The 26,906-nt window shown below is 72.7% G+C and carries 26 protein-coding genes; 5 read left to right on the top strand and 21 right to left on the bottom strand.

From position 1 onward, the window contains the following. Positions 1 to 62 precede the first annotated feature (62 nt). The 8 genes from OG299_RS19560 to OG299_RS19525 all read right to left on the bottom strand — a co-directional run bounded on the left by OG299_RS19560 (position 63) and on the right by OG299_RS19525 (position 9,077). Positions 63 to 1,331, bottom strand: a complete 1,269-nt coding sequence (locus OG299_RS19560) for an ABC transporter permease (RefSeq protein WP_327362143.1) — start codon at positions 1,329 to 1,331, stop codon at positions 63 to 65. A 38-nt stretch (positions 1,332 to 1,369) separates the two neighbouring features. Then, the gene (locus OG299_RS19555) at positions 1,370 to 2,077 is read right to left on the bottom strand and encodes an ABC transporter ATP-binding protein (protein ID WP_266627340.1); all 708 of its coding nucleotides are present in this window, start codon (positions 2,075 to 2,077) and stop codon (positions 1,370 to 1,372) included. Beyond that, on the bottom strand, positions 2,074 to 3,561 hold the full coding sequence (locus tag OG299_RS19550) for a peptidoglycan-binding protein (protein WP_327362142.1): 1,488 nt from the start codon (positions 3,559 to 3,561) through the stop codon (positions 2,074 to 2,076). The genes OG299_RS19555 and OG299_RS19550 overlap by 4 nt, the downstream gene beginning before the upstream one ends. Positions 3,562 to 3,580: 19 nt before the next feature. Next, positions 3,581 to 4,129, bottom strand: a complete 549-nt coding sequence (locus OG299_RS19545; RefSeq protein ID WP_327362141.1) for a hypothetical protein — start codon at positions 4,127 to 4,129, stop codon at positions 3,581 to 3,583. Continuing rightward, entirely contained in the window at positions 4,126 to 5,061 is a 936-nt protein-coding gene (locus OG299_RS19540) for a hypothetical protein (protein ID WP_327362140.1), read from the bottom strand. Before OG299_RS19540 ends, OG299_RS19545 begins: the two co-directional genes overlap by 4 nt. Positions 5,062 to 5,165: 104 nt before the next feature. Continuing rightward, positions 5,166 to 5,471 carry a hypothetical protein gene (locus OG299_RS19535; RefSeq protein ID WP_266627332.1) on the bottom strand — a complete coding sequence of 102 codons (306 nt, stop codon included), beginning with the start codon at positions 5,469 to 5,471 and terminating at the stop codon, positions 5,166 to 5,168. A gap of 310 nt (positions 5,472 to 5,781) precedes the next feature. After that, entirely contained in the window at positions 5,782 to 6,858 is a 1,077-nt protein-coding gene (locus tag OG299_RS19530) for an AI-2E family transporter (protein ID WP_405701774.1), read from the bottom strand. A 62-nt stretch (positions 6,859 to 6,920) separates the two neighbouring features. Beyond that, on the bottom strand, positions 6,921 to 9,077 hold the full coding sequence (locus OG299_RS19525; RefSeq protein ID WP_327364553.1) for a SpoIIE family protein phosphatase: 2,157 nt from the start codon (positions 9,075 to 9,077) through the stop codon (positions 6,921 to 6,923). 136 nt (positions 9,078 to 9,213) lie between these two features. Here OG299_RS19525 and aspS point away from each other — a divergent pair, with 136 nt between their 5' ends. Next, a complete protein-coding gene (aspS, locus tag OG299_RS19520; RefSeq protein WP_266627330.1) occupies positions 9,214 to 11,031 on the top strand; it encodes an aspartate--tRNA ligase in 1,818 nt (605 codons plus the stop codon). 95 nt (positions 11,032 to 11,126) lie between these two features. Here the strand turns inward: aspS and OG299_RS19515 are convergent, their stop codons facing one another. Further along, on the bottom strand, positions 11,127 to 12,554 hold the full coding sequence (locus OG299_RS19515; protein ID WP_327362139.1) for a VWA domain-containing protein: 1,428 nt from the start codon (positions 12,552 to 12,554) through the stop codon (positions 11,127 to 11,129). Between the two features lie 545 nt (positions 12,555 to 13,099). Between OG299_RS19515 and OG299_RS19510 the strand changes: the two genes are divergently transcribed. After that, positions 13,100 to 15,199, top strand: a complete 2,100-nt coding sequence (locus OG299_RS19510) for a PhoX family protein (protein WP_327362138.1) — start codon at positions 13,100 to 13,102, stop codon at positions 15,197 to 15,199. Positions 15,200 to 15,307: 108 nt separating this feature from the next. Here OG299_RS19510 and OG299_RS19505 read toward each other — a convergent pair whose 3' ends face one another. From OG299_RS19505 to OG299_RS19490, 4 genes are all read right to left on the bottom strand, one after another. After that, complete coding sequence (locus OG299_RS19505; RefSeq protein ID WP_405701765.1) at positions 15,308 to 16,582, bottom strand: sensor histidine kinase; 1,275 nt, start codon at positions 16,580 to 16,582, stop codon at positions 15,308 to 15,310. A 24-nt stretch (positions 16,583 to 16,606) separates the two neighbouring features. Next, the gene (locus OG299_RS19500) at positions 16,607 to 17,326 is read right to left on the bottom strand and encodes a hypothetical protein (protein WP_266627324.1); all 720 of its coding nucleotides are present in this window, start codon (positions 17,324 to 17,326) and stop codon (positions 16,607 to 16,609) included. 120 nt (positions 17,327 to 17,446) lie between these two features. Continuing rightward, the gene (locus OG299_RS19495) at positions 17,447 to 19,444 is read right to left on the bottom strand and encodes an FUSC family protein (RefSeq protein ID WP_266627323.1); all 1,998 of its coding nucleotides are present in this window, start codon (positions 19,442 to 19,444) and stop codon (positions 17,447 to 17,449) included. A 109-nt stretch (positions 19,445 to 19,553) separates the two neighbouring features. Beyond that, entirely contained in the window at positions 19,554 to 20,381 is an 828-nt protein-coding gene (locus tag OG299_RS19490) for a hypothetical protein (RefSeq protein ID WP_266627321.1), read from the bottom strand. Positions 20,382 to 20,527: 146 nt separating this feature from the next. Here OG299_RS19490 and OG299_RS19485 point away from each other — a divergent pair, with 146 nt between their 5' ends. Both OG299_RS19485 and OG299_RS19480 read left to right on the top strand, forming a co-directional pair. Continuing rightward, positions 20,528 to 21,013 (top strand): RrF2 family transcriptional regulator, encoded by a 486-nt coding sequence (locus OG299_RS19485; RefSeq protein ID WP_327364552.1) that lies wholly within the window; start codon positions 20,528 to 20,530, stop codon positions 21,011 to 21,013. Positions 21,014 to 21,089: 76 nt separating this feature from the next. Further along, positions 21,090 to 21,494 carry a hypothetical protein gene (locus OG299_RS19480; protein ID WP_327362136.1) on the top strand — a complete coding sequence of 135 codons (405 nt, stop codon included), beginning with the start codon at positions 21,090 to 21,092 and terminating at the stop codon, positions 21,492 to 21,494. Positions 21,495 to 21,555: 61 nt separating this feature from the next. On the opposite strand, the gene OG299_RS19475 is transcribed toward OG299_RS19480, so the two are convergent. The 7 genes from OG299_RS19475 to OG299_RS19445 form a co-directional block, all read right to left on the bottom strand. Next, positions 21,556 to 21,732: a hypothetical protein gene (locus tag OG299_RS19475; RefSeq protein WP_266627315.1), complete on the bottom strand. Its 177-nt coding sequence runs from the start codon at positions 21,730 to 21,732 to the stop codon at positions 21,556 to 21,558. 68 nt (positions 21,733 to 21,800) lie between these two features. Further along, positions 21,801 to 22,175, bottom strand: coding sequence for a hypothetical protein (locus OG299_RS19470; protein WP_327362135.1), 375 nt, complete (start codon positions 22,173 to 22,175; stop codon positions 21,801 to 21,803). 173 nt (positions 22,176 to 22,348) lie between these two features. After that, on the bottom strand, positions 22,349 to 22,930 hold the full coding sequence (locus tag OG299_RS19465; protein WP_327362134.1) for a class F sortase: 582 nt from the start codon (positions 22,928 to 22,930) through the stop codon (positions 22,349 to 22,351). A gap of 245 nt (positions 22,931 to 23,175) precedes the next feature. Then, the gene (locus OG299_RS19460; RefSeq protein WP_327362133.1) at positions 23,176 to 23,820 is read right to left on the bottom strand and encodes a hypothetical protein; all 645 of its coding nucleotides are present in this window, start codon (positions 23,818 to 23,820) and stop codon (positions 23,176 to 23,178) included. Between the two features lie 47 nt (positions 23,821 to 23,867). Continuing rightward, positions 23,868 to 24,113: a hypothetical protein gene (locus OG299_RS19455; protein ID WP_327362132.1), complete on the bottom strand. Its 246-nt coding sequence runs from the start codon at positions 24,111 to 24,113 to the stop codon at positions 23,868 to 23,870. Between the two features lie 21 nt (positions 24,114 to 24,134). After that, positions 24,135 to 24,890 carry a CbtA family protein gene (locus OG299_RS19450; protein WP_266627305.1) on the bottom strand — a complete coding sequence of 252 codons (756 nt, stop codon included), beginning with the start codon at positions 24,888 to 24,890 and terminating at the stop codon, positions 24,135 to 24,137. Between the two features lie 29 nt (positions 24,891 to 24,919). Next, positions 24,920 to 25,132, bottom strand: coding sequence for a CbtB domain-containing protein (locus OG299_RS19445; protein WP_266627303.1), 213 nt, complete (start codon positions 25,130 to 25,132; stop codon positions 24,920 to 24,922). A 221-nt stretch (positions 25,133 to 25,353) separates the two neighbouring features. Between OG299_RS19445 and OG299_RS19440 the strand changes: the two genes are divergently transcribed. Next, positions 25,354 to 25,773, top strand: coding sequence for a histidine phosphatase family protein (locus tag OG299_RS19440; RefSeq protein ID WP_327362131.1), 420 nt, complete (start codon positions 25,354 to 25,356; stop codon positions 25,771 to 25,773). A 96-nt stretch (positions 25,774 to 25,869) separates the two neighbouring features. Here OG299_RS19440 and pucL read toward each other — a convergent pair whose 3' ends face one another. After that, complete coding sequence (gene pucL / locus OG299_RS19435; RefSeq protein WP_327362130.1) at positions 25,870 to 26,787, bottom strand: factor-independent urate hydroxylase; 918 nt, start codon at positions 26,785 to 26,787, stop codon at positions 25,870 to 25,872. Positions 26,788 to 26,906 lie beyond the last annotated feature (119 nt).

Below are 26,906 nucleotides of genomic sequence, written 5' to 3'. Positions count from 1 at the left end.
GACCGCGCCTGACCGCGCCTGACCGCGCCTGACCGCGCCGGGCAGGACGTTGCGGGTCTCTCCTAGCGGCGCAGGGCCTCCGCCGGCTGCGTACGGGAGGCCCGCCAGGCCGGGTACAGGCCGGCCAGCACCCCGGTGACCAGCCCGATCAACGGCGCCACGGCGACGGTGAGCGGCGACATCACCGGGGTCCAGTCGCGCAGCGCCGACACGCCGACCACGGTCAGGGTGCCGAGCGTGGTGCCCACCAGGCCGCCCACCGCACCCTGCGCGGCGGACTCGGCCAGGAACTGGGCGGTGATGTGCCGCCCGCGCGCCCCGAGGGCCCGGCGCAGCCCGATCTCCCCGGTCCGCTCCAGCACCGCGACGAGCGTGGTGTTGGCGATCCCGACCGCCCCGATGACCAGGCAGATCGCCGCCAGCAGCAGGAACAGCTGGTCGAGGTCGGAGGTCACCCCCGCCCGCAGGGTCTTCGGGTCCGGTGGCGGCGCGGGCGTCAGCCAGTCGGGATGGTCCGGGCGCAGTGCGAGCGGGAGTTCCGCGGCCACCTGCCGGGCCGCGCCGAGCTCGGTCACCACCAGCATCCTGGCCCGCTGGGCGTTGTCCGGCGGCCCCCACAGCTTCTCGGCGGTGCCCCGGGGCACGATCACCGACAGCAGCAGGTCCGGTTTGCGGTCCGCCCCGCTCGCGATGCCGATCACGGTGAACGGGTGCTCGCCGATGAACACCGCGGGGCGGCTCTCCAGCGTGGTGATGCCCAGGCGCGCCGCCATCGCCGAGCCCACGACCGCGACCTGTTCGGTGCGCCCCTCGTGGAAGGCGTCGTACGCCCGGCCCGAGCCCAGCGTGAGCCCGGCCGCGCGCAGCATCCCCGGGGAGGCGGCGACCACCGGGATCCGCTCGCCCGTCGCTCCCGCGACAGGGGCGGACCGTACGGTGGTCTCGCCCAGCGGCACCGGCCAGAACACCCCTGCGGCGCGCACCCCGTTGAGCGTGCCCGCCCGGGCGTCCGCGTCGCGGGGGAAGGCGAGGGGGACCTGCCGGGCGAGCTGGGGATCGCCGCCGCCCGCGGTGTCCTGGACGCCGACCTCGGTGGCCGTCAGCGCGTTGAAGCGGCTGTCGATCTGCGAGGAGGCGGTGGCCGTGAGGCCGAGGATCGCCACGAAGGTGCCCACGCCCAGCACGGTGCCGAGGCCGGTCAGCGCGGAGCGGGCGGGCCGCTGGAGCATCCCGGCCAGGGCCTCGGAGAGCAGGTCGCGCAGGGACAGCCGGGACGGCGTGATCCCGGTGCCGGCCCGCCGGCTTCGCCGGACGCTCCTGATGCTCCCCATGCGGGCACTGATGCTCCCCATGCGGGCACTGATGTTCCTCATGCGGGGACGACCTCGCTCAGGACCCCGTCGCGGATGGACACCGTCCGCCGGCCGCGGGCGGCCACATGGAGGTCGTGCGTGATGACCAGCAGGGTCAGCCCGTCGGCGTGCAGCGCGTCCAGCAGGGCCAGTACGGCGCCCGCCGTGGTGGTGTCCAGGTTCCCGGTGGGCTCGTCGCACAGCAGCAGCGAGGGTTCGGCGACCAGGGCGCGGGCGATGGCCACGCGCTGGCGCTCGCCGCCCGACATCCGGGTCGGGAGATGGCCGGTGCGGTGGCCGAGGCCGACCCGTTCCAGCGCCGTACGGGCCCGGTCGGCGCGCTCCGCGCGCGGGATGCCGTTGTAGACCATGGCGAGGCGGACGTTCTCCAGGGCGCTGCGGTGCGCCAGGAGATGGAAGGACTGGAAGACGAAGCCGATCCGCTGCCCGCGCAGGGCGGTCCGGTCCCGGTCGCGCAGGGCGCCGGTGTCGATGCCGTCGAGCAGGTACCGGCCGGTGGTCGGGGCGTCGATGAGCCCGGCGACGTTGAGGAAGGTGGACTTCCCGGAGCCGGAAGGGCCGACCACGGTGACGTACTCGCCGCGTTCCACGGTCAGTTCGCAGGGCCGCAGCGCCTGGACGGGCGGTGGTCCGGGGTAGGTGAGGCCGACGCCTTCGAAGCGGACGACGGGAGTGGCCTCCACGGCCGGGTGGGCGGCGGTCATGGCTTCGCCTGCGCGACGAGCACCCGGTCGCCGTCGGCGAGCGCGCCACCGCCGACCGGCTCGACCTGGACCATTCCGTCGGCGGACATCCCGGCCCGGACCTCGACCCGGCGCCGGGCGTCCGCGGCGGCGGGGTCCTTGCCCAGCACCGTGACGGTGGTCCGGCCGTCGGCGCCGGCCGAGACGGCGGAGAGCGGTACGACGAGCACCGGCTCCCCGGACGAGGCGGCGGTCACGGTGAGCCGTACGCCCTGGCCCGAGAGCCGGGGGTCGAGGGTCTGATCGGGCTTGACGGTCAGCGCGTACCCGCCCGGGTCCTGCGCGGCGGCCGGCGGGCTGTCCCCGGAGCCCGCGCCGGAACCGGCGCCGGAGCCGCCGCCCGTCGGGGAGCCGGCGGCGGCCGGGGCCGGGTCGGTGGCGACCGAGCCGACGGTCCCGGTGGCGGTCAGCCCGGTGGCCTCGGACAGCACCTCGACCTTCATCCCTGCCTTGACCAGGTCCTTCTGGTGCGCCGGGAGCGAGGCCCGGATCACCGGGGCGCCCGCCGAGAGGGTCAGCAGCCCGTCCGGGACGGGTTCGCCGACCGCGGCCTTGACCGTGTCCACACGGGCCGGGAAACCCTTGACGAAGACGAGCTCGTCCGCCGGGACCATCGGGCCGGCCGCCGCCCGGGCCGCCTCCAGGCGGGTGGTGGCCTTGGCCAGATCCTGCTGGGCGAAGGTGAGTTGCTGCTGCGCCTCCGCGGTGTCGGCGCCGCCCCCCGCCTTGGCCTTGGCGAGGGCGCTCTTGGCGGTGGTGACCTGCCGCTGGGCGCTGTCGGCGGCGTCCTCCGCCGCCTGGAGCTTCTCGGCGTCGCCGGGGTCGGCCGGCCGCGGGGTGTAGCCGAGCGCGGCGTAGAGCGCGGTGACGGCGGCCTTCGTACCGGCGCCGTACGTGCCGGCCGGATCCTTGCCGGTGGCGTGGCCGAGCGCCTTGAGCCCCTCCTGGAGCTGCCCGACGTCCTTGCCGGTGGCCCCGGGCTTCAGGTCCCGGTACACGGGCAGGGCCCCGGCCAGCGCGAACACCGGCCGCCCCGACACCTCGACGAGTACCTCGCCGGCCTGTACGGCGGCGCCGGGCTGTTTGTTGACCCGCGTGACCACGGGCTTCCCGCCCGTTCCGGCGGCAGCGGCGGCCCCGGCCCCCGGGGACACCGTCAGCGACTGCTCGGCGGTGACCGTGCCCCGTACGACCACGGAGGAGGTGAGCACCCGCCGTTCGACCCGGTCGGCGAGGACGGACGCGGGCGGCGCCGCGGCATCGGCCGCGACCTGGGCGGGGGAGCGGATGGCTCCGGCGAGGACCACCCCGGCCCCGGTGAGGGCGACGGCGCCCGCGACGACCCAGATCAGGATCCGGCGCCGCCGGCCGAGCGAGGCCCGTACGTCCTCGGTCCCGCCTGCGGCGTCCGGCTCCTCGGGGGCGGCGGCCTCTTGATGTTTCACGTGAAACCCACTTCTTCGTTCAGCAGTTCTCGCCGAGCACCTCGAGGGAACTCACCTTCCACGGGGCGCCCTCCTTCTCGCGGGTCAGCGTGAAGGCGCCCATCTGGGTCGGCTTGTCCTGGAGTTGGTCTATGGGCTGACCGGTTTTGGCGTCGTGGATGAGCCAGCGGTCCAGATCGACGCAGTCGTGCAGGATCCGGGTCTGTGCGCCGGGGGCTTCCACGCCGTCGATCCGGTGGCCCACCTCGCCGAGCAGCACCTGGCCGTGGGTCTTCGACTGGGCGAGGTTGTCGCGGAGCTCCTGCAACTGCGGCCCGGTGGCGACGCGTTCGACGGCAGGATCCTGGGGATCGGGCGCCCGGTTCGCCGCCAGCCACGTGGCCCAGTACGTGTCGTACGCCTGCTGCACGTCCGGGCTCGGCGGCTCCAGCGCCGACCCGGTGTCCGCACCTGCCGGGGAGGCGGCGGAATCCACGGTGCACCCGGTCGTCAGGACGAGCACCAGAGCCGCCGCCAGGGCCGGCAGCAGGGCGGAAACCGTGGCCCGCGGGCCGGCCGGGGCCCTCACGCCGAGCCGTCCTTCAGCACCTTCTCCGCATAGGTGACCTGCTCGTCCAGGCGCTTCTTCTCCTGGTCCAGATCCTGCTTGCGCCGTTCGATCAGGCCTTTCTGGTAGGCCGTCAGGACCGCGCTCCAGGTGTCGGTGAGCTTCGTCTTCTGCTTGCAGGACACGTCCGTGGTCGCGGCGGTGATCTCCTCGGAGGTGACCGGCCCGGTCCACCGCGTGCCCTCCATCTGCTGGAGCTCCCAGGGCGTCTTCACCTGGAACCCCGCATCGCGCATACAGGTGCTCCACTGCGTGATCCCCGCGACGATCCGGCTGTCGCCGCGCGCCCGGTCGCCGGCCTGCTGCGTGAGCTGGTCGACGAGGCTGTTGCCGGCCGGGGCCGCGGACGGGCCGCTGGTGCTCCTCGGGTACAGCTTGCGGTCGGCCTCGCCCGAGCAGCCGCCCTCCGGGGCCCCCGGATGGGCCGGTCCGCCGTCCTGCGGACCGAACAGGGCGGCCGTCTCGTTCGGGTCGCGCTTCTTCTCGCCCGCCGCGTCGCGGTCCGGCAATGCGCCGGACCGGTACCCGTACTTCTTCGCGGATTCGGCGTCGACCAGGCCGATTCCGGTGGTGGCCCGGTGTGCACCGACGACGGTGACGTAGGTGCTCGCGTTCTTGAAGGAGGCGAATCCGATGCGGTGCATACAGGACTCGGTGAGCAGGTCCTGTGCCTGCCGCAGCACCTTCGCCTGGTTCTGGTCGAAGGCGTAGGCATCGAGCGGGAGTACAGCGTTCGCCGGGTCCGCCTGCGGTGTGACGCTCACCTGTGGTTCGCCCGTGGGACCGTCCGGTCCCCCCTGTTTCGCCGCCGGTTCGGCGGTGCAGGCGCCGAGCGTCAGGACCGCGACGGCACCGGCCAGCAGCAGGGGCAGCCGTTGGCGTGCGTGGAGCACGATCAGCCTTTCCGTGGTGGTCTGGTGGTCGTACACTGCCCGGCACGCCCGGGGGCCGGGACCGATTCCAGCGGTCCCGGCCCCGGGCGGCTCCGAGCGCCCGATCAGCAGGGATTGGCCGCCCACTTGGTGATCAGGGTCATCGAGCTGTACCCGGTGACGCCGGTGTTGTTGTTCTTGTGCCGGTCCCACCACCTGTTGCCGTTGATCACGGTGCCCGACTTGTAGCAGATGGGCGTGATGGTGTGGTTCCGGTAGCCGAGGCCGTTGACGGAGGCCGAGGTGGTGGAGTTGGAACGGATCCGGACCCCGTCCTCGGTGTAGTCGCCGGCGTGGGCGACGGTCACGGAGCCCATGACGATCGTCGCGGCGGAGAGTGCCACTGCGGTGAACCTTGCTGCCTTGCGCACGCTGTCTCCTCTTGGATATCGGACACGTCGTGGTGCAGCCGAGAGGAGTGCTCCGCGGCTCAAGTGCTGCAGCGGCCCCCCGGTCCGGTGAAAGACGATGGCACGAAGACGAATGCCGTACCAGGGGGATCCGGGCGTGCGGCGGAGACCGGCTTGAATGCTGTGTTTCGGGGCGCGTGGCCGGTTACACGGACTCTTCAGATCCTTTTGGGCATTTCCGCAGGAGGGGGCGGTGGCCGGAAAACGGACACCTCGGGTTCTCCGCGAACGGATGATCGAGGACCGTTTCGCGGTTGTCCTGAAACCCTTGTTACTCGGGCTCCTCGGTGCGCTCGGCCCCCGCGTGGCGCCCCCGAAGCTCCGACACCACGCCGAACGCGGCCGCGGTCAGCGGTACGGCCAGCAGCATGCCCAGGATCCCGGCGACGCTTGCGCCGGCGGTGATGGCGAGCAGGACCACGGCCGGGTGCATCTGGACGGTCCGGCTCTGGACCGCGGGCTGGAGGATGTACCCCTCCAGCATCTGTACGGCGAGCACCACGCCCAGCGTCCACAGCCCGATGGCCCATCCCCGCTCGGCGAAGGCGACGAGGACGGCCACCGCGCCGGAGATGAAGGCGCCCAGGTACGGGATGTACGCGCCGACGAACACCAGGACGCCGAGGCCGACGGCACCGGGGACACGGAGCACGAGCAGCCCGACCGTGATGAAGACCGCGTCGATCAGCGCGATGAAGGTGGTTCCGCGCATGAAGCCCTCGACGGCCCCGAAGGCGCGGCGGGCCATGGCCTCGACGATGTCGCCGGTGGCGCGCGGCGCGAGCGAGCGCAGGGCGCCGGCGGCGTGGTGGGAGTCGCGCAGGAAGAAGAACATCAGCAGGAGGAAGAGGATGGTGGTGGCGAGCATCTCGCCGACGACGCTGATGCCGGAGATGACGCCGGAAGCGGCCGTGGCGCCGAACTTGGCCAGCAGCTCCTTGGCGTGGGAGGCCAGGTCCTCGAGGGAGGTCCCGGCGGGACCGAAGTGCTCGGCGAGGCCCTGCCCGGCCTGCTTGAGGGAGTCGAGGATCTGGTCGCCGGTGCTGATGAGGGCGTGGACGACGATGTACGTGACCCCGCCGAACACCGCGAGTACGGCGAGGCAGGTCAGCGCCGCTGCGGCGCCGCGGTTCACCTTCATCCGCACGAGCCGCCGGTGCATCGGCCCGAGCAGGGCGGTGCCGAGCAGCGCCAGCAGTACGGGCGTGACGACGGCCTTGAAGGTGATGCACAGCCATACGCCGACGGCGACCACGCCGGTGACGAGCAGGACGGCCGCGCACCACGCGGCCAGTCGCCTGACCGGCGGGGGAAGCAGTGTCAGCACAGGTGCATCAAACCACGGCATTCCGGTGCGGATCGGGCGCGGCGCCCGTACCGACGGCCCCGGCTGGGACGGGCGGTCGTCCTTCAGTCGTCCTTCGCCTGTTCGTACATCTCGAACCAGATCGACTTGCCCTCGCCGCGCGGGTCCACGCCCCAGGTGTCCGCCAGCATCTCCATCAGCAGGACGCCCCGCCCGCTCGACGCCATCTCGCCCGGATGCCGCTTGTGCGGCAGCTCGTCGCTGGCGTCCGCGACCTCGATGCGCAGCCGGCGCGTCCCCAGCTCGCCCACCGCCTCCGCGGCCAGCAGCGCGTCGCCGTCCGTGTGCAGGAGGACGTTCGTGACCATCTCGGAGACGATGAGCACCGCCGAGTCCACCTGCTCCTCGTCCGCCCAGTCGTGCAGCAGCTCCCGGATCTGCCGGCGTGCGCCCGCGATCCGCTCCGGCTCCGCCTGCGCCACGGTCAGCACCGTGCGGCGCGCCGGCCGGGTCAGCTGCGCCGCCGGGGCGCCGCAGCCGCAGCCCGCGCCGTCCCGGCACAGCAGGACGACGGCTATGTCGTCCTCGCGCCGGTCGGCCAGCGGGCCGGTGGTGTGGTGCGAGGAGGGCCCGTGCACGGCCTGGACCAGCAGGTCGGCGAGCTTCTCCAGGCCGTCGGACGCGTGGGTCACGGGATCGTGCGTCTCGGATTCGAGGATCGCCCGCAGCCGTGCCCAGCCCGTGTCCAGGTCGTGCCCGCCGGTCTCGATGAGCCCGTCGGTGCACAGCATCATCGTCTCGCCGGGCTCCAGCGTGAACCGCGTCGTCGGGTAGTCCGTGTCGGGGACGATGCCGAGCGGGAGGCCGCCGGCGGTCGGGCGCATCAGCACCGTGCCGTCCGTCATCCGGATGGCGGGATCGGGGTGGCCGGCGCGGGCCACCTCCAGCAGCCCGGTCTCCGGGTCGCACTCCACGTACAGGCAGGTCGCGAACCGCGGGCTGCGGAAGTCGGACTCCTCGTACGAGTCGGCCTCCTTCGAAGAACACAGCCCCGCCAGGAAGCGGGAGGCGCGCGAGAGCACGGCATCCGGCCGGTGGCCCTCGGAGGCGTACGCGCGCACCGCGATCCGCAGCTGGCCCATCAGCCCGGCGGCCCGCACGTCGTGCCCCTGCACATCCCCGATGACCAGCGCGAACCGTCCCGAGGGCAGCGGGATCATGTCGTACCAGTCGCCGCCGACCTCGAGCCCGCCGCCGGTGGGGACGTACCGGGCGGCGATCTGCATGCCCGGGATGTCGGGGCCCAGCATCGGCATCATCGACCGTTGCAGGCCGGAGGTGAGCTCCCGCTCGGACTCGGCCACGCCTGCCCGCTGGAGGGCCTGGGCCAGCATCCGGGCCACCGTCGTCAGGACGGACCGCTCGTCCGGCGAGAAGGACACCGGGTGCTTGAACGCGGCCATCCAGGCGCCCATGGTGCGCCCGGCGACGATCAGGGGGAGGAAGGCCCAGGAGATCCGGCCGAAGCGCTGGGCGAGCGGCCAGGTGGCCGGAAAGCGCCGCTTGTAGTCATCGGGGGAGGGCAGGTAGATCGCCCGCCCGGTCCGGACGACCTCGGCGGCCGGGTAGTCCGTGTCCAGCCGCATGTCCGTGAAGAGGTCCTCGTCCCCGGGACCGTGCCCGTGGTGCCCGATGACCGACAGCCGGTCCCCGGCCACCCCGAAGACCGCCAGCCCGTCCGGGTTGAAGCCCGGCATCGAGAGGGACGCGGCGACCCGCAGCACCTCGGCCGTGGACCGGGCCTCGGCGAGCGCCCGCCCCGCGTCCAGCAGGAAGGCCTCGCGGGAGCGCCGCCAGTCCCCGGTGATCGGGGTGTGCACGGCGGTGGTGCCGGGCTGCGGCTCGGCGATCTCCTGGATGGTGCCGATCAGCTCGTAGTCGACGCGGCCGTCGACCGAGCGGTTCTCGAGGGGTCTGGAGCGGCTGCGCACGGTGCGCAGCACCCGTCCGTCCTCGTCCATGATCCGCAGCCGGGCCTCCGCGAGGGTGCCCTCGGCCACCGCGAGATTGACGATCCCGTTGATCTCGTTCCAGTCCACCGGGTGAAACCGCGACCGTACGGCGACCTCCGGCAGGACGACGGGCTCCGCGGGCAGCCCGAGGAGCCGGGCGGCCTCGCTGTCCAGAGTGACCGTCCCGGAGGCGTTGTCCCATCGCCACAGGCCGGTCGCGATGGCGGCCAGGACGTCCTCGGTGCGCACCCGGTCATCTTTACAGGTCATCCCCCCGACGTGCCTGTTCGCGGGGGCTGCCGGGCACTCCCGCACGGCCCCCGGCCCGGACGGTAACCTTGTGAGGGTTGAATCCACCTTGGTATCGCGAAGAACTGGATGACTGATGCATCGGTACAGGTCCCACACCTGCGGCGAGCTCCGCGCCTCTGACGTCAACGCCGACGTCCGGCTGAGCGGCTGGCTGCACAACCGTCGAGACCTGGGCGGCATCCTCTTCATCGATCTGCGCGACCACTACGGCATCACGCAGCTCGTCGCCCGCCCCGGCACCGCCGCGGCCGCCGTCCTGGACAAGCTCTCCAAGGAGACCGTCGTCCGCGTCGACGGCAAGGTCGTCTCGCGTGGCACCGAGAACGTCAACGCCGACCTGCCGACCGGCGAGATCGAGATCGAGGCCGTCGAGGTCGAGGTGCTCGGCGCAGCCGCCCCGCTGCCCTTCACCATCAACACCGACGACGGTGTGAACGAGGAGCGGCGCCTGGAGTACCGCTTCCTCGACCTGCGCCGCGAGCGCATGCACCGCAACATCATGCTGCGCTCGGCCGTCATCGCGTCGATCCGCTCCAAGATGGTGGCCCTCGGCTTCAACGAGATGGCGACCCCGATCCTCACCGCGACCTCGCCCGAGGGTGCGCGTGACTTCGTCGTCCCGTCCCGCCTGAACCCGGGCAAGTTCTACGCCCTGCCGCAGGCCCCGCAGCAGTTCAAGCAGCTGCTGATGATCTCGGGCTTCGACCGGTACTTCCAGATCGCGCCGTGCTTCCGCGACGAGGACGCCCGCGCCGACCGTTCGCCGGGCGAGTTCTACCAGCTCGACGTCGAGATGTCGTTCGTCGAGCAGGAGGACGTCTTCCAGCCGATCGAGCGCCTGATGACCGAGATCTTCACGGAGTTCGGCAAGGGCCGCGAGGTCACCTCGCCGTTCCTGCGGATCCCGTTCCGCGAGTCGATGCTGAAGTACGGCAACGACAAGCCCGACCTGCGCGCCAAGCTGGAGCTCGTCGACATCACCGACGTCTTCGAGGGCTCGGAGTTCAAGGCGTTCGCCGGCAAGCACGTGCGTGCGCTGGCCGTCCCGGACACCGCCGCGCAGCCGCGCAAGTTCTTCGACGGCCTCGGCGAGTACGCGATCTCGCTGGGCGCCAAGGGCCTGGCGTGGGTCCGCGTGGGCGAGGACGGTTCGCTGACCGGCCCGATCGCCAAGTTCCTCACCGAGGAGAACGTCAAGGTCCTCACCGAGCGCCTGGGCCTGGTCCCCGGCCACGCCGTGTTCTTCGGCGCGGGCGAGTTCGACGAGGTCTCCAAGATCATGGGCCCGGTCCGGGTCGAGGCCGCCAAGCGCGCCGGCCAGTTCGAGGAGAACGTCTTCCGGTTCTGCTGGATCGTCGACTTCCCGATGTACGAGAAGGACGAGGAGACCGGCCGGATCGACTTCTCGCACAACCCCTTCTCCATGCCGCAGGGCGGCATGAAGGACCTCGAGGAGAAGGACCCGCTCGACATCCTGGCCTGGCAGTACGACATCGTCTGCAACGGCATCGAGCTGTCCTCCGGCGCCATCCGCAACCACGAGCCCGAGGTCATGCTGAAGGCCTTCGAGATCGCCGGTTACGAGGCCGAGACCGTCGAGCGCGAGTTCGCCGGCATGCTGCGCGCCTTCCGCCTCGGCGCCCCGCCGCACGGTGGCATCGCCCCGGGCGTGGACCGCATCGTGATGCTGCTCGCCGACGAGCCGAACATCCGCGAGACCATCGCCTTCCCGCTGAACGGCAACGCGCAGGACCTGATGATGGGCGCGCCCACGGTCCTCGAGGAGTCCCGCCTGCGCGAGCTGAACATCGCGCTGCGCAAGCCGGTGGAGACGAAGCCGGCGGAGGCCAAGCCGGTCGCCGAGGCCGTCCACCCGGACGCCGCGCGCTAACCGCGGGCCGCCGCGGGCAGCCGCGGCCAGGCATCACGAAGGGCCCGGGATCCGATGGATCCCGGGCCCTTCGCCGTACGTACGTGCGGGCGGGCTCAGAAGCTCTGGAGCAGGCCCTTGACCAGTGCGCCGGACGTCAGCTCGGCGGGGGCCGGGCCGGCGTGGAAGAAACCGGCGTTCTCGGCGTCCAGCTTGCGCAGGAAGTCGAAGGCCTTGGCGTCGTGGTCGCCGAAGGCGACGAACTGCCAGTGGACGCCGGGTGCGCAGGCGGCGGCGTCCGCGAGGGCCTGCTTGGCGGGCCGGACGCTGTCGGGGGCACCGTCGGTCTGGAACACCACGAGGGCGGGGTGGTCGCCGCCGTCCTTCTGGTAGCGCTCGATGACCTGCTCCACGGCGCGGTGGTAGCTGGTGCGGCCCATGTGGCCGAGTTCGGCGTGGCGGGCCTCGACCCAGGCGCCGTCGTGGGCGTCGAGGGTCAGGTCGGCGGTGCCGTCCACGTCCGTGGAGAAGAACACGGTGTGCACGGTCGCCTCGTCGTCCAGGTGGGCGGCGAGGGCGAGGGCGTGGTCCGCGAGGTGCTGGGCGCTGCCGTCCTTGTAGAACGGGCGCATCGACCCGGACCGGTCCAGGACCAGGTACACCTTCGCCCGCGCACCGGCCTTGCCCTTGCCCCGGAGCACCTGCCCGGCGGCCTTGTAGGCCCCGGCCACCCCGGGCGCCTGCCGCTTCACGGCGGCCAGCGCATGGGCCGGCCCGTCCCCGCCGGCCTCGACGACCGGCTCCGCCACGATGTCCGCGGCCTCGACCACGTTCTCCGCCACGGGAGCCTCGGCCTCGGGCTCGGCCACGACGACCTCGACCTCGGGCTCGGCCGCGACGGCTTCCGCCTCGGGCTCGGCCACGACGACCTCGGCCTCGACCTCGGGCGCGACGGCTTCCGCCTCGGGCTCGGCCACAACGACCTCGACCTCGACCTCGGGCGCGACGGCTTCCGCCTCGGGCTCGGCCACGACGACCTCGACCTCGACCTCGGGCGCGACGGCTTCCGCCTCGGGCTCGGCCACGACGACCTCGACCTCGACCTCGGGCGCGACGGCTTCCGCCTCGGGCTCGGCCACGACGACCTCGACCTCGACCTCGGGCGCGACGGCTTCCGCCTCGGGCTCGGCCACGACGACCTCGACCTCGGGCTCGGGCGCGACGGCTTCCGCCTCGGGCTCGGCCACGACGACCTCGACCTCGACCTCGGCCTCGGCCTCGGGCTCGGCCACGACGACCTCGACCTCGGGCTCGGCCACAACGACCTCGACCTCGGGCTCGGCCACGGGGGCCTCGACCTCGGGCTCGGGCTCGGCCACGGGGGCCTCGGCCTCGGGTTGTACCTCCGCCACCGGCTCGGCGACGGCCTCGTCAGCCGCCTCCGGCGCGGGCGCCTCAGCCTCGGCCGCAACCTCGGCCTCGGCTGCCGGTTCGGCGACCGGCTTCGCCGCAGCCGCAGGTTCCTGCGTAACCGACCCCGGCATGGGGCGGCGCGCCTCCGGGACCGTGGGGTCCGGCGCCGGGGCGGTGAGAAGGGTCCCCGGTTCACGGTCCCGCGGAGCGGACTGTGGGGGAACCGTCGGATTGTCGAAGGACGCCGCGACCAGTTCGGCCGCCACGTCCAGGGGGGTGCGTTCCGCCTGGCTCGGGACAGCTGCCGAAGTACCGTCCGTCGTCTCCGGAACCGGCTCGGCAGACCGTCCGAACACCTTGCGCAACAAGCTCCGAATACCCATGGGCCAGGCCTTTCGCATGAGTGCGTGCGTCATTTGTCCGTGCTGCGCGGTTGATCCCTGCCCAGAGTGGACACGTAAGGTTATCGGCCGCTTGGCTGGAACTTCGGCAGGGGCGCCCTTCGTGGCGCCCGGCCCACCCAGCACACACCCCATCTTGCCGAACTCCCGCACCGACGTGCCCGGTTCACCGGGCGTTCATTCCGCCGCCGCCGCATCGGCGCAACTCGCGCCTACCGTCACCGCTGGATTCGACCGACATGATGTCGGCGCCCGTGTATCTACGGAGGACATTCGTGCGCAAGCTTCTGCCGCTCATAGGCAACCCGCATGGGGGCGGCCGTTCCGCCCTCACCTGTCGCTACCGCTGTGGTGACGCCTGCTTCCACGAGGTGCCGAACAAGAGCGACAACGAGTACGTCGGCGATGTCATCGCCCGCGCCTACTCCCGCCGCTCGATGCTCCGCTCCGCCGCCGTCGTCACGGTCGCCACCGCTGCCGGTACCGCCATCACGCTCAGCGGCAACGGCTCCTCGGCCGCCGCCGCCCCCGCCGCCGACGCCCAGGGCGGCGCCGATGCCGCCAACGCCGCGGGCGCCCGCGGTCTGCGCTTCAAGGCCGTCGCGCCGAACACCGACGACCGGGTCACCGTCCCCGAGGGCTACGAGCAGAACGTGGTCATCCGCTGGGGCGAGCCCATCGTCAAGGGCGCTCCGGGGTTCAACGCCGACAAGCAGACCGCAGCCGCCCAGGCCGGCCAGTTCGGCTACAACAACGACTTCCTCTCGCTGCTCCCGCTGGGCAGCGACTACGAGCGCCAGCAGCTCCTCGTGGCCAACCACGAGTACACCGACGAGATCCTCATGTTCAAGGGCTACGACCCGGCGAACCCGACCCGCGAGCAGGTCGAGATCGCCTGGGCCGCGCACGGCCTCGGTGTCGTCGTCGTGCAGGAGGACCACCGCAGCGGCAAGCTGACCGCGGTCAACCGCCACCAGCTCAACCGCCGCCTCACCGCGACCAGCGAGTTCAAGCTCACCGGCCCGGCCGCGGGCAGCCCCCTGGTGAAGACCTCCGTCGACGCGACCGGCACCAAGGTCCTCGGCACGCTCAACAACTGCTCCGGCGGCACCACCCCGTGGGGCACCACGCTGCACGGCGAGGAGAACTTCAACCAGTACTTCGCCAACGCCGGCCAGGTCACCGAGCCCGTCCGGGCCGCCCGGCTGAAGCGCTACGGCGTCACCACCGGCGCCACCGAGCGCAAGTGGGAGCGCTTCGACAAGCGCTTCGACGTGCTCCAGGAGGCCAACGAGCCGCACCGCTTCGGCTGGGTCGTCGAGCTCGACCCGTACGACCCGAACTCCACCCCGCGCAAGCGCACCGCACTGGGCCGCTTCAAGCACGAGGGCGCCCAGCCCCGCCTGACCGAGGACGGCCGTCCGGTCGTCTACATGGGCGACGACGAGAAGTTCGACTACTTCTACAAGTTCGTCTCGTCGAAGCAGATGAAGAAGGGCAATGCGCGCGCGGCGAAGGAGCACAACCTCACGCTGCTCGACGAGGGCACCCTGTACGTCGCCAAGCTGACCGGTGACTCCCCGGCCGCGGAGATCGACGGCTCCGGCAAGCTCCCCTCCGACGGCCAGTTCGACGGCTCCGGCGTGTGGATCAAGCTCCTCACCTCCTCCCCCTCCGGCAACGTCTCGCACGTCGAGGGCATGACCGCCGAAGAGGTGGCCGTCTTCACGCGTGAGGCCGGCGACAAGGTGGGCGCGACCAAGATGGACCGCCCCGAGGACATCGAGCCCTCGCCGCGCACCGGCCGCGTGTACGTGGTCCTCACCAACAACAGCGACCGCGGCAAGGCCGGCAAGGCCGGTGCGGACGAGGCCAACCCGCGCAACCTGAACAAGCACGGCCAGATCCTGGAGCTCGCCGAGAACTTCGACGACCCGGCCGGTGACGGCTTCGCCTGGCGCCTGTTCCTGGTCGCCGGTGACCCGAAGGACCCGTCCACCTTCTTCGCGGGCTTCCCGAAGGACAAGGTCAGCCCGATCTCCTGCCCGGACAACGTGACCTTCGACCCGCACGGCAACCTGTGGATCTCCACGGACGGCAACCAGCTCGGCTCCCACGACGGCCTGTTCGGTGTCGCCACCGCCGGTGACCGCCGCGGCGAGCTGAAGCAGTTCCTGACCGTCCCCCGCGGCGCCGAGACCTGTGGCCCGCTGGTCCAGGACAAGCGCGTCCTGGTGGCCGTCCAGCACCCGGGCGAGATCGACGGCGCGTCCGTCGAGAAGCCGCAGTCGGTGTGGCCCGACGGTCCCGGCAAGATCGTCCGTCCGGCGGTCGTGTCCGTCTGGCGCAAGGACGGCAAGAACATCGGCGTCTGATCGGGCCGGCAGGCGCGGTCGTCGACCGGTTGCATCCATCCCCGGGCGGGCGCTGTTTCACGTGGAACACCGCCCGCCCAGGGGCGTTTCGTGCTGAATGTCCGTTCGTCAGTCGTTCGTCAGGCGTCCGACGGGGAGCCTGAGCGTGGTCACCGCCCCGCCGTCGGGTGCGTTGGCGAAGCTCAGGGCGATCTCCAGGACCGCCGCCTGGCCGGCCGCGATCGTCAACCCCAGCCCGTGGCCCCGGCCGCGGCCCGGGTCCCCGGTGCGGAACCGCTGCGGGCCCTCCTCGATCAGCGCGGGCGGGTACCCGGGCCCGTGGTCGCGCACGACCACCACCGGGCCCTCGACGCTCACCTCGACCGGTGGCTCCCCGTGCTTGTCGGCGTTGACCAGCAGATTGGTCAGGATCCGGTCCAGCCGCCGCCGGTCGGTGAGCACCACCGCGTCGCGGATGACCCGTACCGAGGCCTCCAGGCGGGTCGCCGCGACGGCCCGCTGCACCGCCTGGCCGAGTTCCACCCGGGCCGAATCCGCCTGCTCGACGCCCGACTCCAGCCGGGAGATCTCCAGCAGGTCCTCGGTGAGCAGGTGCAGGGCCTTGAGCCGGTCGTTGATCATCTCCTTGGGGCGGCCCTCGGGCAGCAGGGCGGCCGCGGCCAGCGAGCCGGTGAGCGGCGTGCGCAGCTCGTGCGCGACGTCCGCGGTGAAGCGCTTCTCCGCCTCGATCCGCTTCTGGAGGGACGCGGCCATCGAGTCGAGCGCCTGCGCCACGTCCCCCACCTCGTCGCGGTGGCGCGGCAGACGCCGGCCGCTGCCCTCGTACGCGCCGCGCGTGCCGTCCTCCTCGACGGGGAACCCCACGCGCGCGTCCAGGTCGCCGGCGCTGATCCGGCGGGCCACTGCGGCCGTGGTCGTCAGCCGCCGGCTGATCCGGTGGGCGAGGAACACGCCGGCCAGCGCGACCACTCCGGCCGCGAGCGCCGAGGAGGCGAGGATCGCGGTGTCGATGTCCCGCAGCCGGTGGCGGGTGCTCTCGTACGGGATCCAGACGGTGAGGGCCTTGCCGTCGGCGGGTGCCGCGGCCCACATGACGGGGACGTCGTCGTGCTCGCCGACCATGCTCCCGGTCAGGCCGCGGGCCACCAGCCTCCGCAGTGGCCCCGGCAGCCCGGGCGGGTCGAGGGCGAGGTTCACGTCACCGTGCGCGGTGCCGTACTGGTAGTGGGCGAGGGCGTGCTCCAGCTCCCGGTCTGCGTCCTTGCGCACCTCGCCGACGATCTGCCGGGCGACCACGTTGTGCACGAGGATCCCGAGCCCCGCCGCGACCGCGCAGCACACCGCCGCGATGGTCAGGGCGATCTTCCAGCGCAGGCTGCTCATGACCCGCATCGCGGCCCGGCCCCCTCAGACCCTGCTCGTCGAGCACGGGATGCCGCTGTCGCTCGTGCCGGCGCATTCGTCGAGGGTGAGCTGGGAGAGGTTCATGATCCCGGCCTTCGGGTCCCACACGTAGTCGGAGACGGAGACCTTGTCCGGGTTCGAGGTCGGCTCGCGGACCGCCAGGTGCTCGGCGGCCACCTCCACGCCCTCCAGCACCCCGCGCCGGGACAGGATCCGGGCGATCGACCCGTCGTCGCGGACGGTGTAGACGCGCAGTTCGCTGACCCGGCCGTCGACGTCCAGGGCGGTGATCAGCTCCTCCCGGCCGTCACCCGTCACGTCGCGCAGGACGGCGGGCCGCACCGGGCAGTACGGGCCTCCGTCCACAGCCTGTGTACACAGTGAGATCCGCTGCACCGCCCGGGGGTCGACGAGGCGACCGGTCCCGCCGTCCTCGGCGGTGGCGGCGGTGACGTCGGCCCGTACGACGTCCACCGCGTTCACGCCCCGCATGCTGCGGTTCGCGGCCTTGGGCAGTCCGGGGACCACGGCGGCCTTGCCGGGCTGCTGGCCGGGGCCGGGCGGGTCCGGGTGGATGTTCTCCCACAGGGTCTCCGGGGCGTGCGCCGTGCCCAGGTCGCCGTCGTTGCGCAGCCCCTCCACATCGGCGCACCCGGCCGTCGCCGCGAGGACGGCGGCGAGGACCGGGGCCGCGGCGCGGCCGCGCAGGGAGAGGCGCCTCATGCACCGATGCTCTCCCGTCCCGGGCACGCGGGCCCGGCCCCGGGGCCATTCGGGCGACGGACGCGTCCCGGTGCCCCGTGCCCGGCGGACGGTGCCCGATGCCCGGCGGACGGTTCGGCGTCAGTGGTCCGCGGAGGCGATCGCGCGGGCCGCCGCGACCTCCTGGCGCACCGGGGCGAGGACGGAGGTCTCGTCCCCGGGCTGCGGGGCCGCGGGCCGCAGCTGGGCCGGGGTCCGGGCGCTGCGCACCCCCTCGGCGAGGGCGTGCAGGTCGGTGATGACGCTCGCCACCTCCTCGTCGCGGGGGGCTTGGGCGCCGTGGTTGACCCGGACCCGGGCGGCGGTGGTCGCGTCCACGATCCGCTCGACAGCGACGACCAGCGGCCACCAGGCGGCGGCCCGTGCTCCCGTCGGCGGCGGCTCCGTCAGCGCCCGCTGGAACTCGTTCCGTACACCCGACATGTCCCGGTAGATCCGCCGCCGGGCCTGGAGCCGGGCGGTCCGGGCGGCCTGCCGGCCGGCCTCCGTCTCCGGATGGCCGCCGAAGGCCCGTTCCACGTACCGGGCCGCATCGTCCACGGTGTCGGCGAGCCGGTCGCCGATCCGGGTGTGCCAGCTCTCGGGCCACAGCAGATAGCCGAAGACGAGGGTGATGGCGCAGCCGATGAGGCTGTCCAGCAGCCGGGGCCGGATCAGGTCGAAGCCCTGGTGGTTGAGGAGGTCCGAGAGCAGCAGGATCACCGGGGTGATCGCGGCGGTCTGGAAGGCGTACCCCTTGACGGAGAACACGGGGATCAGTGCGGCGAGCACCACCATCACCGGCACGTCCCACCAGCCGCGCGGCACCTCGGCGAGCACGGCGGCGGCCACGACCAGCCCGGCCGCCGTCCCCAGGGCGCGCAGCAGGGCCCGGGAGAACACCGAGCCGAAGTCGGGCTTGAGGACGAAGGTGACGGTCAGCGCGACCCAGTACGACCGCTCGACCGGCACCAGGGAGACCAGGCACTGGGCCAGCCCGATGCACAGCGCGAGGCGCAGCCCGTACCGCCAGGAGGCGCCGGACAGCACCATGTCGCGCACGGCCCGCCGGGCCCGGACCGTCAGCGCGGCGGGCCGGCCGAGCCGGTCGTCGATGTTGTGCAGGTCCGGGTCGGGCAGGTGCACGATGGCCGCCGCATGCCGCAGGGCCGCGTCGAGGGCCCGTTCGGCGGGGGTGTGCGGTGCGGGCAGCTCCGGTACGGACTTTCCGGTGCGGCCTTGTTCCACGGCCTGCGCCAGGTCCCGTACGGCCGCCGGGATCTCGGGCGGCAGGGGTCTGCCGCGCAGGTGCATGGCGGGTGCGGCCTCGACCAGCGGGATCACCACGTTCAGCTGGGCCAGCATCCGTACGAGGGCGGGGCTGCGGCCGTGCACCCGGGCGCGGCGGCCCAGCACCAGGTCGTAGGCCTGGTTCAGGGCGTGCGTGACCTGCCGGCGGCGCTCGTCGTAGTCCGGTCCGCCCGCGGCTTCCAGGGCGTCGGCGAGGGCCCGGTAAGTGGCCGCCACGGCGGCGCGCTCCGGTTGCCGCCCGCGCAGCGGCCAGCCCAGCAGGGTCAGCAGGAGGACGAACAGCCCGCCCGCGCCGAGCAGCAGCGGGGCCGTCCACCAGGGCCGGGGGAGCGGCAGGCCGGCACCGACCACGGCGTTGAGGAGCAGCAGAAGTCCGGAGACGGAGGCGACCGTGCCGATCGAGGAGATCATCCCGGAGACGAGGGCGATCAGGGTGAGGGCGCCCACCGCGAGCCAGCCGTGGCCGAAGACCAGGGTGCCCAGGGCGACTCCGATCGCGCCGAAGAGCTGCGGCACGGCGATGTTCAGGATCCGCATCCGGTAGGCGTCGGCGGTGTCGCCGATGACCCCGGACAGGGCGCCCATCGAGACGAGGGCCCCGTACTCGGGCTCGTCCAGAGCGAAGCCGACGGCGAGCGGGGTGGCCATCGCGACGCCCGCGCGCGCGGCCGCGGCCCAGGGGATCGGGGCGGTGCTCGGCCGCAGTCCCTTGAGCAGCCAGGCGGGCGGAGCCAGTGGACGGTGCCGGGGTCGCCCGGACGGTATCTGTTCGGTGCGTTCGGTGCTCATTCAGCTTCCGTGCGGCCGCTCGTGAATCGGTTCTTCTGCGCTGTTCCGTGGTCTTGCGTTCTTCTTGCGTTCTTCTGGGGCGGTCTGAGTGCGTTGGTACCTTCCGAGCTTATGGGGTGCGACGCAGTCGGCCGGTCAACCAGGCGGCAAGAGCGGCGGCGAGCCCGATCGCCAGGATCACCCAGGCGGTGGTGCGCAGGAACGCGGTGAGCGCGTCGTACACCGCCGCGGCGGCCGCCCGGTCGATGTCGGCCGGCAGGTCGTCCAGCGTGAGCCGGCGGCAGACGGCCACCGCGATCCACAGCAGGACGGCGCCCACGGCGACCCCCAGGCCGGTGGCGATCACGGCGCGGCGCCGGTGGACGGCGACGCCGATCGCCGCCGCGGCCAGCACCACGGTCAGCACGGGAAGCCAGATGCCGGCGATCTGCAACATGTGGAAGCCCTTCCTGAGCGCGCCGAGATTGTCGTACTCCATGACCTTCACCGAGACGTGGGTCACGGGGATGCGGTCGGCGAACGGCACCCCGTCGCCGACGAGTTCCCCTTTGATCTGCTCGATGACGGGCGCGAGGTCGATGGTGAGGGCGTCGCCGTCGCCGGTGGTGAGGGCCTGGAGGAAGGCGGCGTGCGCGGCGCGGTTGGCCGCGTCCCAGGCGGTCCGGTAGGCGGGGGTGCCGGCAAACGAGTGGAGGGCCTCGCCGAGCAGGGCGTCGACCCCGCCCTGGAAGGGGCCGGCGTCGATCTGCCCGGCGAGGGCGCGGCTCGCCTGGGCGACGACGACGCCCTGGACGGCCGTGTTCTCGGCCAGCGGGGACATGGCGGCGGTGTACCGGTCGGCGTTGCCCAGCTCGCGGTCGGCCCAGTACGCGACGGCGCCGGCGGGCACGAGGACGGTCACGAGGACGATGAGTACCGCCGAGAGGAAGGTGCGCACGTCACCAGGGAAAGCCGGGAGGGTGCGGGGCGCGAGCGGTGCTGCTGCGGGCGGGTGGCGGGCGTTCGCACGGGGGCCGGTGGTGCGTCGGGGCGCGGCACCCTTGCGGAAAGGGATTCTGGACGCCTACTATCCAGATTATGAGGATGGGCGAGGGCGTCGAGTGGGCGCTGCACAGCTGCGTCAACCTGGCCTGGGCCGGTCCCGGGCGCGCCGTCCCGGCGGCGCGGCTGGCCGCATGGCACGACCTGCCGGCGGCGTACCTCAACAAGCAGCTCCAGGCGCTGGCCCGGGCGGGCATCGTGACCTCCACGCCCGGGCCCAGGGGCGGCTTCCGGCTGGCCCGCCCGCTCGCCGAGATCACGCTCATGGACGTGGTCGCCGCCGTCGAAGGCACCGAGGAGGCCTTCCGGTGCACGGAGATCCGGCAGCAGGGACCCGGTGGCGCCCCGACCGCGGACGACGCCCCCGCGTGCGCGATCGCGCACGCCATGAACCGGGCCGAACTGGCCTGGCGCCAGGCCCTCGCCGCGGAAGACCTCGACGGGATCCGGCGCCGCGCCGAACTGCAGGCGCCGGATGCCGCGTCCCGGCTGCGCGCGTGGCTCGCGGCCGGGGCCGGGGGCCGCTGATCCGCCGATCCGCTGATCCACTTGCCGGGCGGGGGCGGCGGGTGTGCCCTGGATGATGGGAGAGAGGAGCCCTGTCATGGCACACGCGGCACCCACCGCCCCGAGGCGGCACCTGCAGGCGACCGGCATGGACGAGGCGAGCAGGGGCCAGCTGACACGGGCGCTGCTCCTCGGACTGGTCTACGGAGTCTGGGCGGCCTACATGCAGCGCCAGACGGGACCGGTCGATGCGGGCAACGTCTTCTACGGCATCCTGTGCGGCGCCCTCTTCGCCGGCATCATGTTCACCCTCGCCCGCGTCGGCCCCCGGCTGAAGCGGGAAGTGCACGCGGCGGCGTACGGCGTCTTCGCCGGTATCGCCGTGGGCTACCTGAACAGCCTCACCGACCACTCGGTCCTCCGCTCGAGCTGGATCGGCCTGATCACCGGCATCGGCATCGGACTGGTGGCGTTCTACCGCTTCCACCAACGCGAGGCCTGAGCCGGAAGCCGAGGCGGGCGCCGGTCCCCGTACGGGAACCGGCGCCCGCCCGTATCCCGGGTCAGTCCTCGGGCGAGGACTCGGAGCCGGTGGCAGAGGTGGCCACCGCGGCCACGGAGGCGGCGGGGGCGTCCTCGCCGGCGGTCCTACGGCTCGGCTGCTTCGGGGCCGGCGGGGCGGAGCGGGTGACCTCGGCGCGGAGCATGGCGTTCAGGGCGGCGTACGGGTCGATGGGCATGCCGGAACCTCACGGTGTTCGGGTGTGTGTGTGTGTGTGTGTGGGGGACGCGCTGCTGCTCGGCCCGCTCAGCAGCGCAGGACCACACCCCGCACCGTCCCCGCGGACGGCATCGGTCCGTCCGTCCCGAACGACTCGGCGCGCATCGCCTGACCGGCGTGTTTCACGTGAAACACCGGCCGCGGCAGCTGCCGTACACCCGCCGGTCCGCGCACGACCAGGCGTACGGCGGGGCGCACTTCGGGATCCGCGGCCGGATCGGACTCCCCCTCGACGGGCGCGCCCGGCTCGCTCGGCGCTCCGGACCCGGTGCGCTCGACGACGGCGGCCGCCGCTGCGGCCGTCGTGACGGCGGGACCGGACGCGAACAGGCACAGCAGCACGACACAGGCCGCCGAAAGGGCCCTGGCCAGTGCCGTGCGTGCCTGCCGTGTCCCGCTCATGCGAGGGGTCTGCCCCGACACGCCGGGCGACTCCCCGACCGGAGTGCAGAAGCCCCCGACCGGGGGACGAAGACACCCCCCTCGGCTGACAGAAGCCGAGGGAGCTGCCGGTGCGCGGGGCGGTCGGGGCCGGTCGCGGGCGGTCGGGGGCGGTCGGGGCGGCGCCGGCGGGGTCAGCCGGTGCGGTGCCGGCCGGTCAGCCGCGCCAGGACCGTGGTCTCACCGCTGATCAGCCGCAGTTGGGCCCGCCCGGGCCGCTGCCCGCGACCGCTGATCCCGCCGGGCGAGACGCGGTCGACGGTGAAGACGGCGGTACGGCCGTCCGCGCGCGCGATCTCGACGGTCAGCCCGCGTCGCAGCTCGGCGAGGCGCAGGTCGGCGGCCGTGACCACGGCGGTGCCGGCCGAGCCCGGGGCCGGGGTGTCGTGGTCCCAGGAGGCTTCGTCCCCGTCCCCGCCCAACGGCAGGTCGATCCCCAGACTGGGGATGTGCAGCCGCAGCGGCCGTGCGGCCCGCAGCGGTGTGATGCCGGCGGCCCGTGCGGGTCGGGGCCCCTTGGCGGCGGCGTGCTGCCCCGAGTGCTCCAGCTGCTCGACGAGCCGGCGGTGACCGGACAGGCCCAGGGCCCGCGAGGGCAGCGCGTCCGCGGCGGTTGCGGCGCTGGGCCGCGCGCCCTCGGTGCTCCGCAACATCCCTATGCCGGCGCCCAGCAGAGCCACTGTCAGCACGCCGACCACCCACTTGGCGCGGGGCATGGAATTCCCTCCTGGTCCGATTCCCCGGCTCAGGCGGCCGGGTCTCCTGAGAGCAGTGGAACCCCTCCCTGCCCGTCAGTACCGGTTACAACGCCGAAGACTGACGCCACGTCACAGGCGTGTCGGAGCCCCGCCCCGGACGTCTTCCCAGCTGGTGACGGGTGCACCGCCCCTGACCCGAGGATTGCGCAGGATACGGCCGAACGAGTGCACCGCGTACCGCGCGCGGGTGGACGGCGGAGCGGCTACTGCTGCCGCGTAGCGCCGTCCGGGTCGTTGAGGATCAGCTCGGCCATCCTCAACAGACGCCGGAAGTACGTGCATGCCGCGTCGTGCGGGGGTGGCGGCGAGGCCCACCGGCGCAGTCCCGGCAGACACTCCGCGACCGCATCCAGCCGATGCCGGTCCAGACGGCCGCCGGCCGTCAGGTACGAGAGGACGTGCCCGCACACCACGATGTCGAGGCCGGTCGCCCCGGTGGCCCCCGCGGGCAGTTCGGGAACCGGCCCGGCGTGAGCGCGCCAGAGCCGGGCGACCTCGTGGACCACCGCCCTGTGCCCGTCGGGCCCGGGCCAACGGGGCCCCCGAAAGAACTCCGTGTCGGCGGCCGAGGGACGCTGCCGGTGCAGGATCCGCTTCTCCTCGCGCCGCCGCTCGGCGAACGCGGCCCGCTCGGCGATCCCCGCGTCCCGGCTCGACTCGAGCTTCTCCAGCGCCCTCAGCAGCGCGTCCCCGTCCCGGTCCAGGTCCCCGACGGTGCCGAGGTAGGACCAGGTCGCCCGGAACCCGAAGGGCTTGAACAGGACGACGGCGCTGCGCAATGCGCTCCGCCGGTGGGCGTGCGGCAGCGTGCGGTCCCGCACCCGCCGGGCGTACACGCTGAAGCTCATGGACCCGACCCTATGAGTGCGGGGCGGGGCCCCGGGGCCGGGGAGGGTCAGACGAGGACGAAAGCGATCGCCGCCGCCCCCATGAGGGCGGCGGCGAGGTGGATGGCCGGGTGGCCGTGGTCGCCGAACCAGAGGTGGCGGGCCAGGCCGCCGAGGGCGGCCAGGGCCGTGATGAGGCCGACCTGGGCCAGTAGCGTGGCGGCGGTGAAAGGGGCCAGGAGCAGCAGAACGGTGTTGAGCCAGAACGGGACGGCGCCCGTCCAGCCGCGCCATTCCCAGATCGCCGTCTGCATGTACTACCGGCCCCCTCATCGTCAGCTCGCGGGCTGTACAGCCTCCTGGGGTGCGGCGGCCGGGACAAGGGCCCGTTCGGCAAGAAAACCGAAGGCCAGGCCGAAAGTCGTCCACATCGCGACCTGGATGGCCACGGTCGCGAGGCGGAACTGCCAGATCAGGGCGGCCGGGAAGTCCGCCGGGACCTCGTTGATGCCGGGCAGGGCCGCGTAGGCGATGGCGACCACCGCGACGAAGCCGACCGAGGCGACGACCGAGGCGTTCCAGTTCCCGAGCTTGGGCGCCAGGCGCCGGCCCAGGATGAGCGCACCCGCCGAGAGCAGCGCGCTCAACGCGATCATCAGGATGTAGAGGGTTGTCCTCCGGACGACGGTGTCGGGGTCCCCGACGGCCGGCGGGTTGGAGGGGTACTTGAGGAACGGCACCAGGTTGAAGGCGACGAACAGGCCGCCCGAGACCAACAGGGCCGTGGCCCGCGGGCCGAAGCGGCCGATCCGGCCCAGGGCGTAGCAGAACACGAGCGCGGCGATGCCGCCGAGCGCGATCCCGTACAGGAGCGTGCCGGTGCCGAGGCCTGCCGTGGCCTGGAGGGCCCGGCTGACCGGGGCCGCCTCCTCGCCGTGATCGTGGGCGGCGTGGCCCGCCTCCTCGATGGCGATGGCCGCGTCGACCTTGGACTCACCGAGGACGTACGCGACGAGGAACGCCGCCACGCCGGCGAGCAGCCCGGCCAGCATGCCCCGCACCAGCAGGACGCGGGGGGAAATGGAGTTCATGGTTCGGTCTTCCCTTGCCGAGGCGGCGATCAGTGGCAGGGGAAGCCGAGGAGGTGGCGACCGTCGTGCATCCACTCGTGGACGGTGTCGCCCTGGAAGAGCGCGGTGGCGCCCTGCTCGGCACCGACGAGGTAGAGCAGGACCAGCATCAGGACGCCGACGAACAGGGCCCAGGGGGCGAGCGCGGAGAGCGAGATCGGGGTGACGGCAGGGGCCGTCGTGGGCACGGCGGAGTGAGCCATGGCAGAACCTCCAGAGGGAACACGCGTCCCGGTCAGTGGTGCTCGCGACGACATGGCGGGTCTGACTTCTCCTCCCCCTCCGGGAGGATTCACAGTGGCGCGACCGTGCCGGATTTTCACCGGTACTTCCGTCATACCGTCGTCTTTTTTTAGGTTGTCGTCCGAGACCGTACCGCGTTTACGCTCCCCTTATGAAGAGTGCCGTGGTACGAGTTCAGTTCGTGAGACGTCCGTTCGACGCCTCGCGACAGGTGCGCTTCGACCACGGCGACCCCTGCCCGGAGTTCGCGGGCCTGCAGGGCCCGGACGCGGGGGAGTGGGCCGGGCGGACCCTGGACGAGGTCGCCGCCGAGGATCCGGCCGCGGTCCGCAGCTGGCTGACGGACCCCGACTACGCACCGCCCGGCGGGGAGTCCGTCGCCGCGCTGATCGCCCGCGTCGGCGCCGCCCTCGCCGCTCTGCCCGCGGGCACGCACCGCGCCGTGGTCGACCAGGCCGTCGTACGGGCGGCCGTGGTGTTCGCGCTGGAGCTGCCGGCCGCCGCGTTCTGGCGCCTCGACGTACGGCCGGACACGGTGACCAACCTCACCGGGCGGCTCGGGCGGTGGAACCTCCAACTGGGGCAGCCGGTCGACAAGTAGCCGGAGCAGAACGGGGCGCGGGCAGCAGAACGGCCCGGACCCCGCGACGCGGTCCGGGCCGAACGTGTGCAGGAGCCGTTGCGCGACCCGCGCGACCTACGCGACGATCCAGTCGCTCGTCGCGATCACCGGCTGCACGCCGTCGCGGTGCACGGTGCCCTCGATCAGGCCGTACATCCGGTCCGCCGCGAAGTAGACCTCGTTGTCGTTCTTGAGGCCGAAGGGCTCCAGGTCGACGAGGAAGTGGTGCTTGTTGGGGAGGTTCAGGCGTACCTCGTTGACCCGCGGGCAGTGGTCGAGCACCCGCTCGGCCATCTGGTTGAGGGTCTGCTGCAGCGAGTACGAGTAGGTTTCCGCGAACGCTTCCAGCATGTTCTTGCGGACCTTCTTGTACGACTGGTCCCAGTCGTACGCGGAGTCGTCCGCGGCCAGCGCCGAGTGCGCCCAGCGCGCGGTGACCTTGGTCGCCAGGATGCGGTCGTACGCCTCCTTGAGCGTCGTGTACTTGTCCTTGATGTAGCCGTGGAACTCGGAGTTCGTCGAGTTCATCACCGTCAGGTCCTTCAGGCCCGAGATGACCTGCAGGCCGGTCGTCTCGCTGTACGTGATCTGCGCGGTGCGCACCTCCTGGCCCTTGAGGACGAAGGAGTGCTGCTCCTTGCGCGTCGGGACCGGGATCCGCTCCCAGGCGTACTCCTCGATCCGGATCTGCGCCTCGCGGATCGGCGACTGGGAGGAGACGAAGTGCTTCGCGAGCAGGATGCCGAAGGCCTCGGGGGAGGCGATGCCGTGCTCCTTGCCGAAGGCGTACACCGTGTTCTTGGTGGTGTCCGTCGGCAGGCAGTTGGCGTTGTCGCCGGTCAGGTGGACGTCGCGGAACTCGCCGCGGAGCGCGACCGAGACGTTGAGGTCGCGGATCTCGTGCCACGAACCGTCGCCGCCCTTGCGGGTGACCTTGACGATGCGGTTCTCGGCCTTGCCGTACTGGTTCTGCGCCAGGACGTGCTTGCTCATGGTGTCTTCCTTCGGTGCCTCGGGAACACGGAGTCCGGTGGTCTGGATCCCGTACGCCCGGCGTCCAGCGCCCGCCCCTGACCGCAGGACGTCCCGCTCCCCGCCGTTCGGCCCCGAGG

The sequence above is a fragment of the Streptomyces sp. NBC_01296 genome (assembly GCF_035984415.1).
In the GTDB taxonomy this organism is placed as follows: domain Bacteria; phylum Actinomycetota; class Actinomycetes; order Streptomycetales; family Streptomycetaceae; genus Streptomyces.
This window is presented reverse-complemented; position numbering and strand designations above follow the sequence as displayed.

Coding starts and splice junctions, on each gene's coding strand:
- OG299_RS19560 (WP_327362143.1), bottom strand. CDS start 1,331: ATGGGGAGCATCAGGAGCGTCCGGCGAAGCCGGCGGGCCGGCACCGGG.
- OG299_RS19555 (WP_266627340.1), bottom strand. CDS start 2,077: ATGACCGCCGCCCACCCGGCCGTGGAGGCCACTCCCGTCGTCCGCTTC.
- OG299_RS19530 (WP_405701774.1), bottom strand. CDS start 6,858: ATGCCGTGGTTTGATGCACCTGTGCTGACACTGCTTCCCCCGCCGGTC.
- aspS (WP_266627330.1), top strand. CDS start 9,214: ATGCATCGGTACAGGTCCCACACCTGCGGCGAGCTCCGCGCCTCTGAC.
- OG299_RS19515 (WP_327362139.1), bottom strand. CDS start 12,554: ATGCCGGGGTCGGTTACGCAGGAACCTGCGGCTGCGGCGAAGCCGGTC.
- OG299_RS19505 (WP_405701765.1), bottom strand. CDS start 16,582: ATGAGCAGCCTGCGCTGGAAGATCGCCCTGACCATCGCGGCGGTGTGC.
- OG299_RS19500 (WP_266627324.1), bottom strand. CDS start 17,326: ATGAGGCGCCTCTCCCTGCGCGGCCGCGCCGCGGCCCCGGTCCTCGCC.
- OG299_RS19495 (WP_266627323.1), bottom strand. CDS start 19,444: ATGAGCACCGAACGCACCGAACAGATACCGTCCGGGCGACCCCGGCAC.
- OG299_RS19485 (WP_327364552.1), top strand. CDS start 20,528: ATGGGCGAGGGCGTCGAGTGGGCGCTGCACAGCTGCGTCAACCTGGCC.
- OG299_RS19480 (WP_327362136.1), top strand. CDS start 21,090: ATGGCACACGCGGCACCCACCGCCCCGAGGCGGCACCTGCAGGCGACC.
- OG299_RS19475 (WP_266627315.1), bottom strand. CDS start 21,732: ATGCCCATCGACCCGTACGCCGCCCTGAACGCCATGCTCCGCGCCGAG.
- OG299_RS19470 (WP_327362135.1), bottom strand. CDS start 22,175: ATGAGCGGGACACGGCAGGCACGCACGGCACTGGCCAGGGCCCTTTCG.
- OG299_RS19465 (WP_327362134.1), bottom strand. CDS start 22,930: ATGCCCCGCGCCAAGTGGGTGGTCGGCGTGCTGACAGTGGCTCTGCTG.
- OG299_RS19460 (WP_327362133.1), bottom strand. CDS start 23,820: ATGAGCTTCAGCGTGTACGCCCGGCGGGTGCGGGACCGCACGCTGCCG.
- OG299_RS19455 (WP_327362132.1), bottom strand. CDS start 24,113: ATGCAGACGGCGATCTGGGAATGGCGCGGCTGGACGGGCGCCGTCCCG.
- OG299_RS19450 (WP_266627305.1), bottom strand. CDS start 24,890: ATGAACTCCATTTCCCCCCGCGTCCTGCTGGTGCGGGGCATGCTGGCC.
- OG299_RS19445 (WP_266627303.1), bottom strand. CDS start 25,132: ATGGCTCACTCCGCCGTGCCCACGACGGCCCCTGCCGTCACCCCGATC.
- pucL (WP_327362130.1), bottom strand. CDS start 26,787: ATGAGCAAGCACGTCCTGGCGCAGAACCAGTACGGCAAGGCCGAGAAC.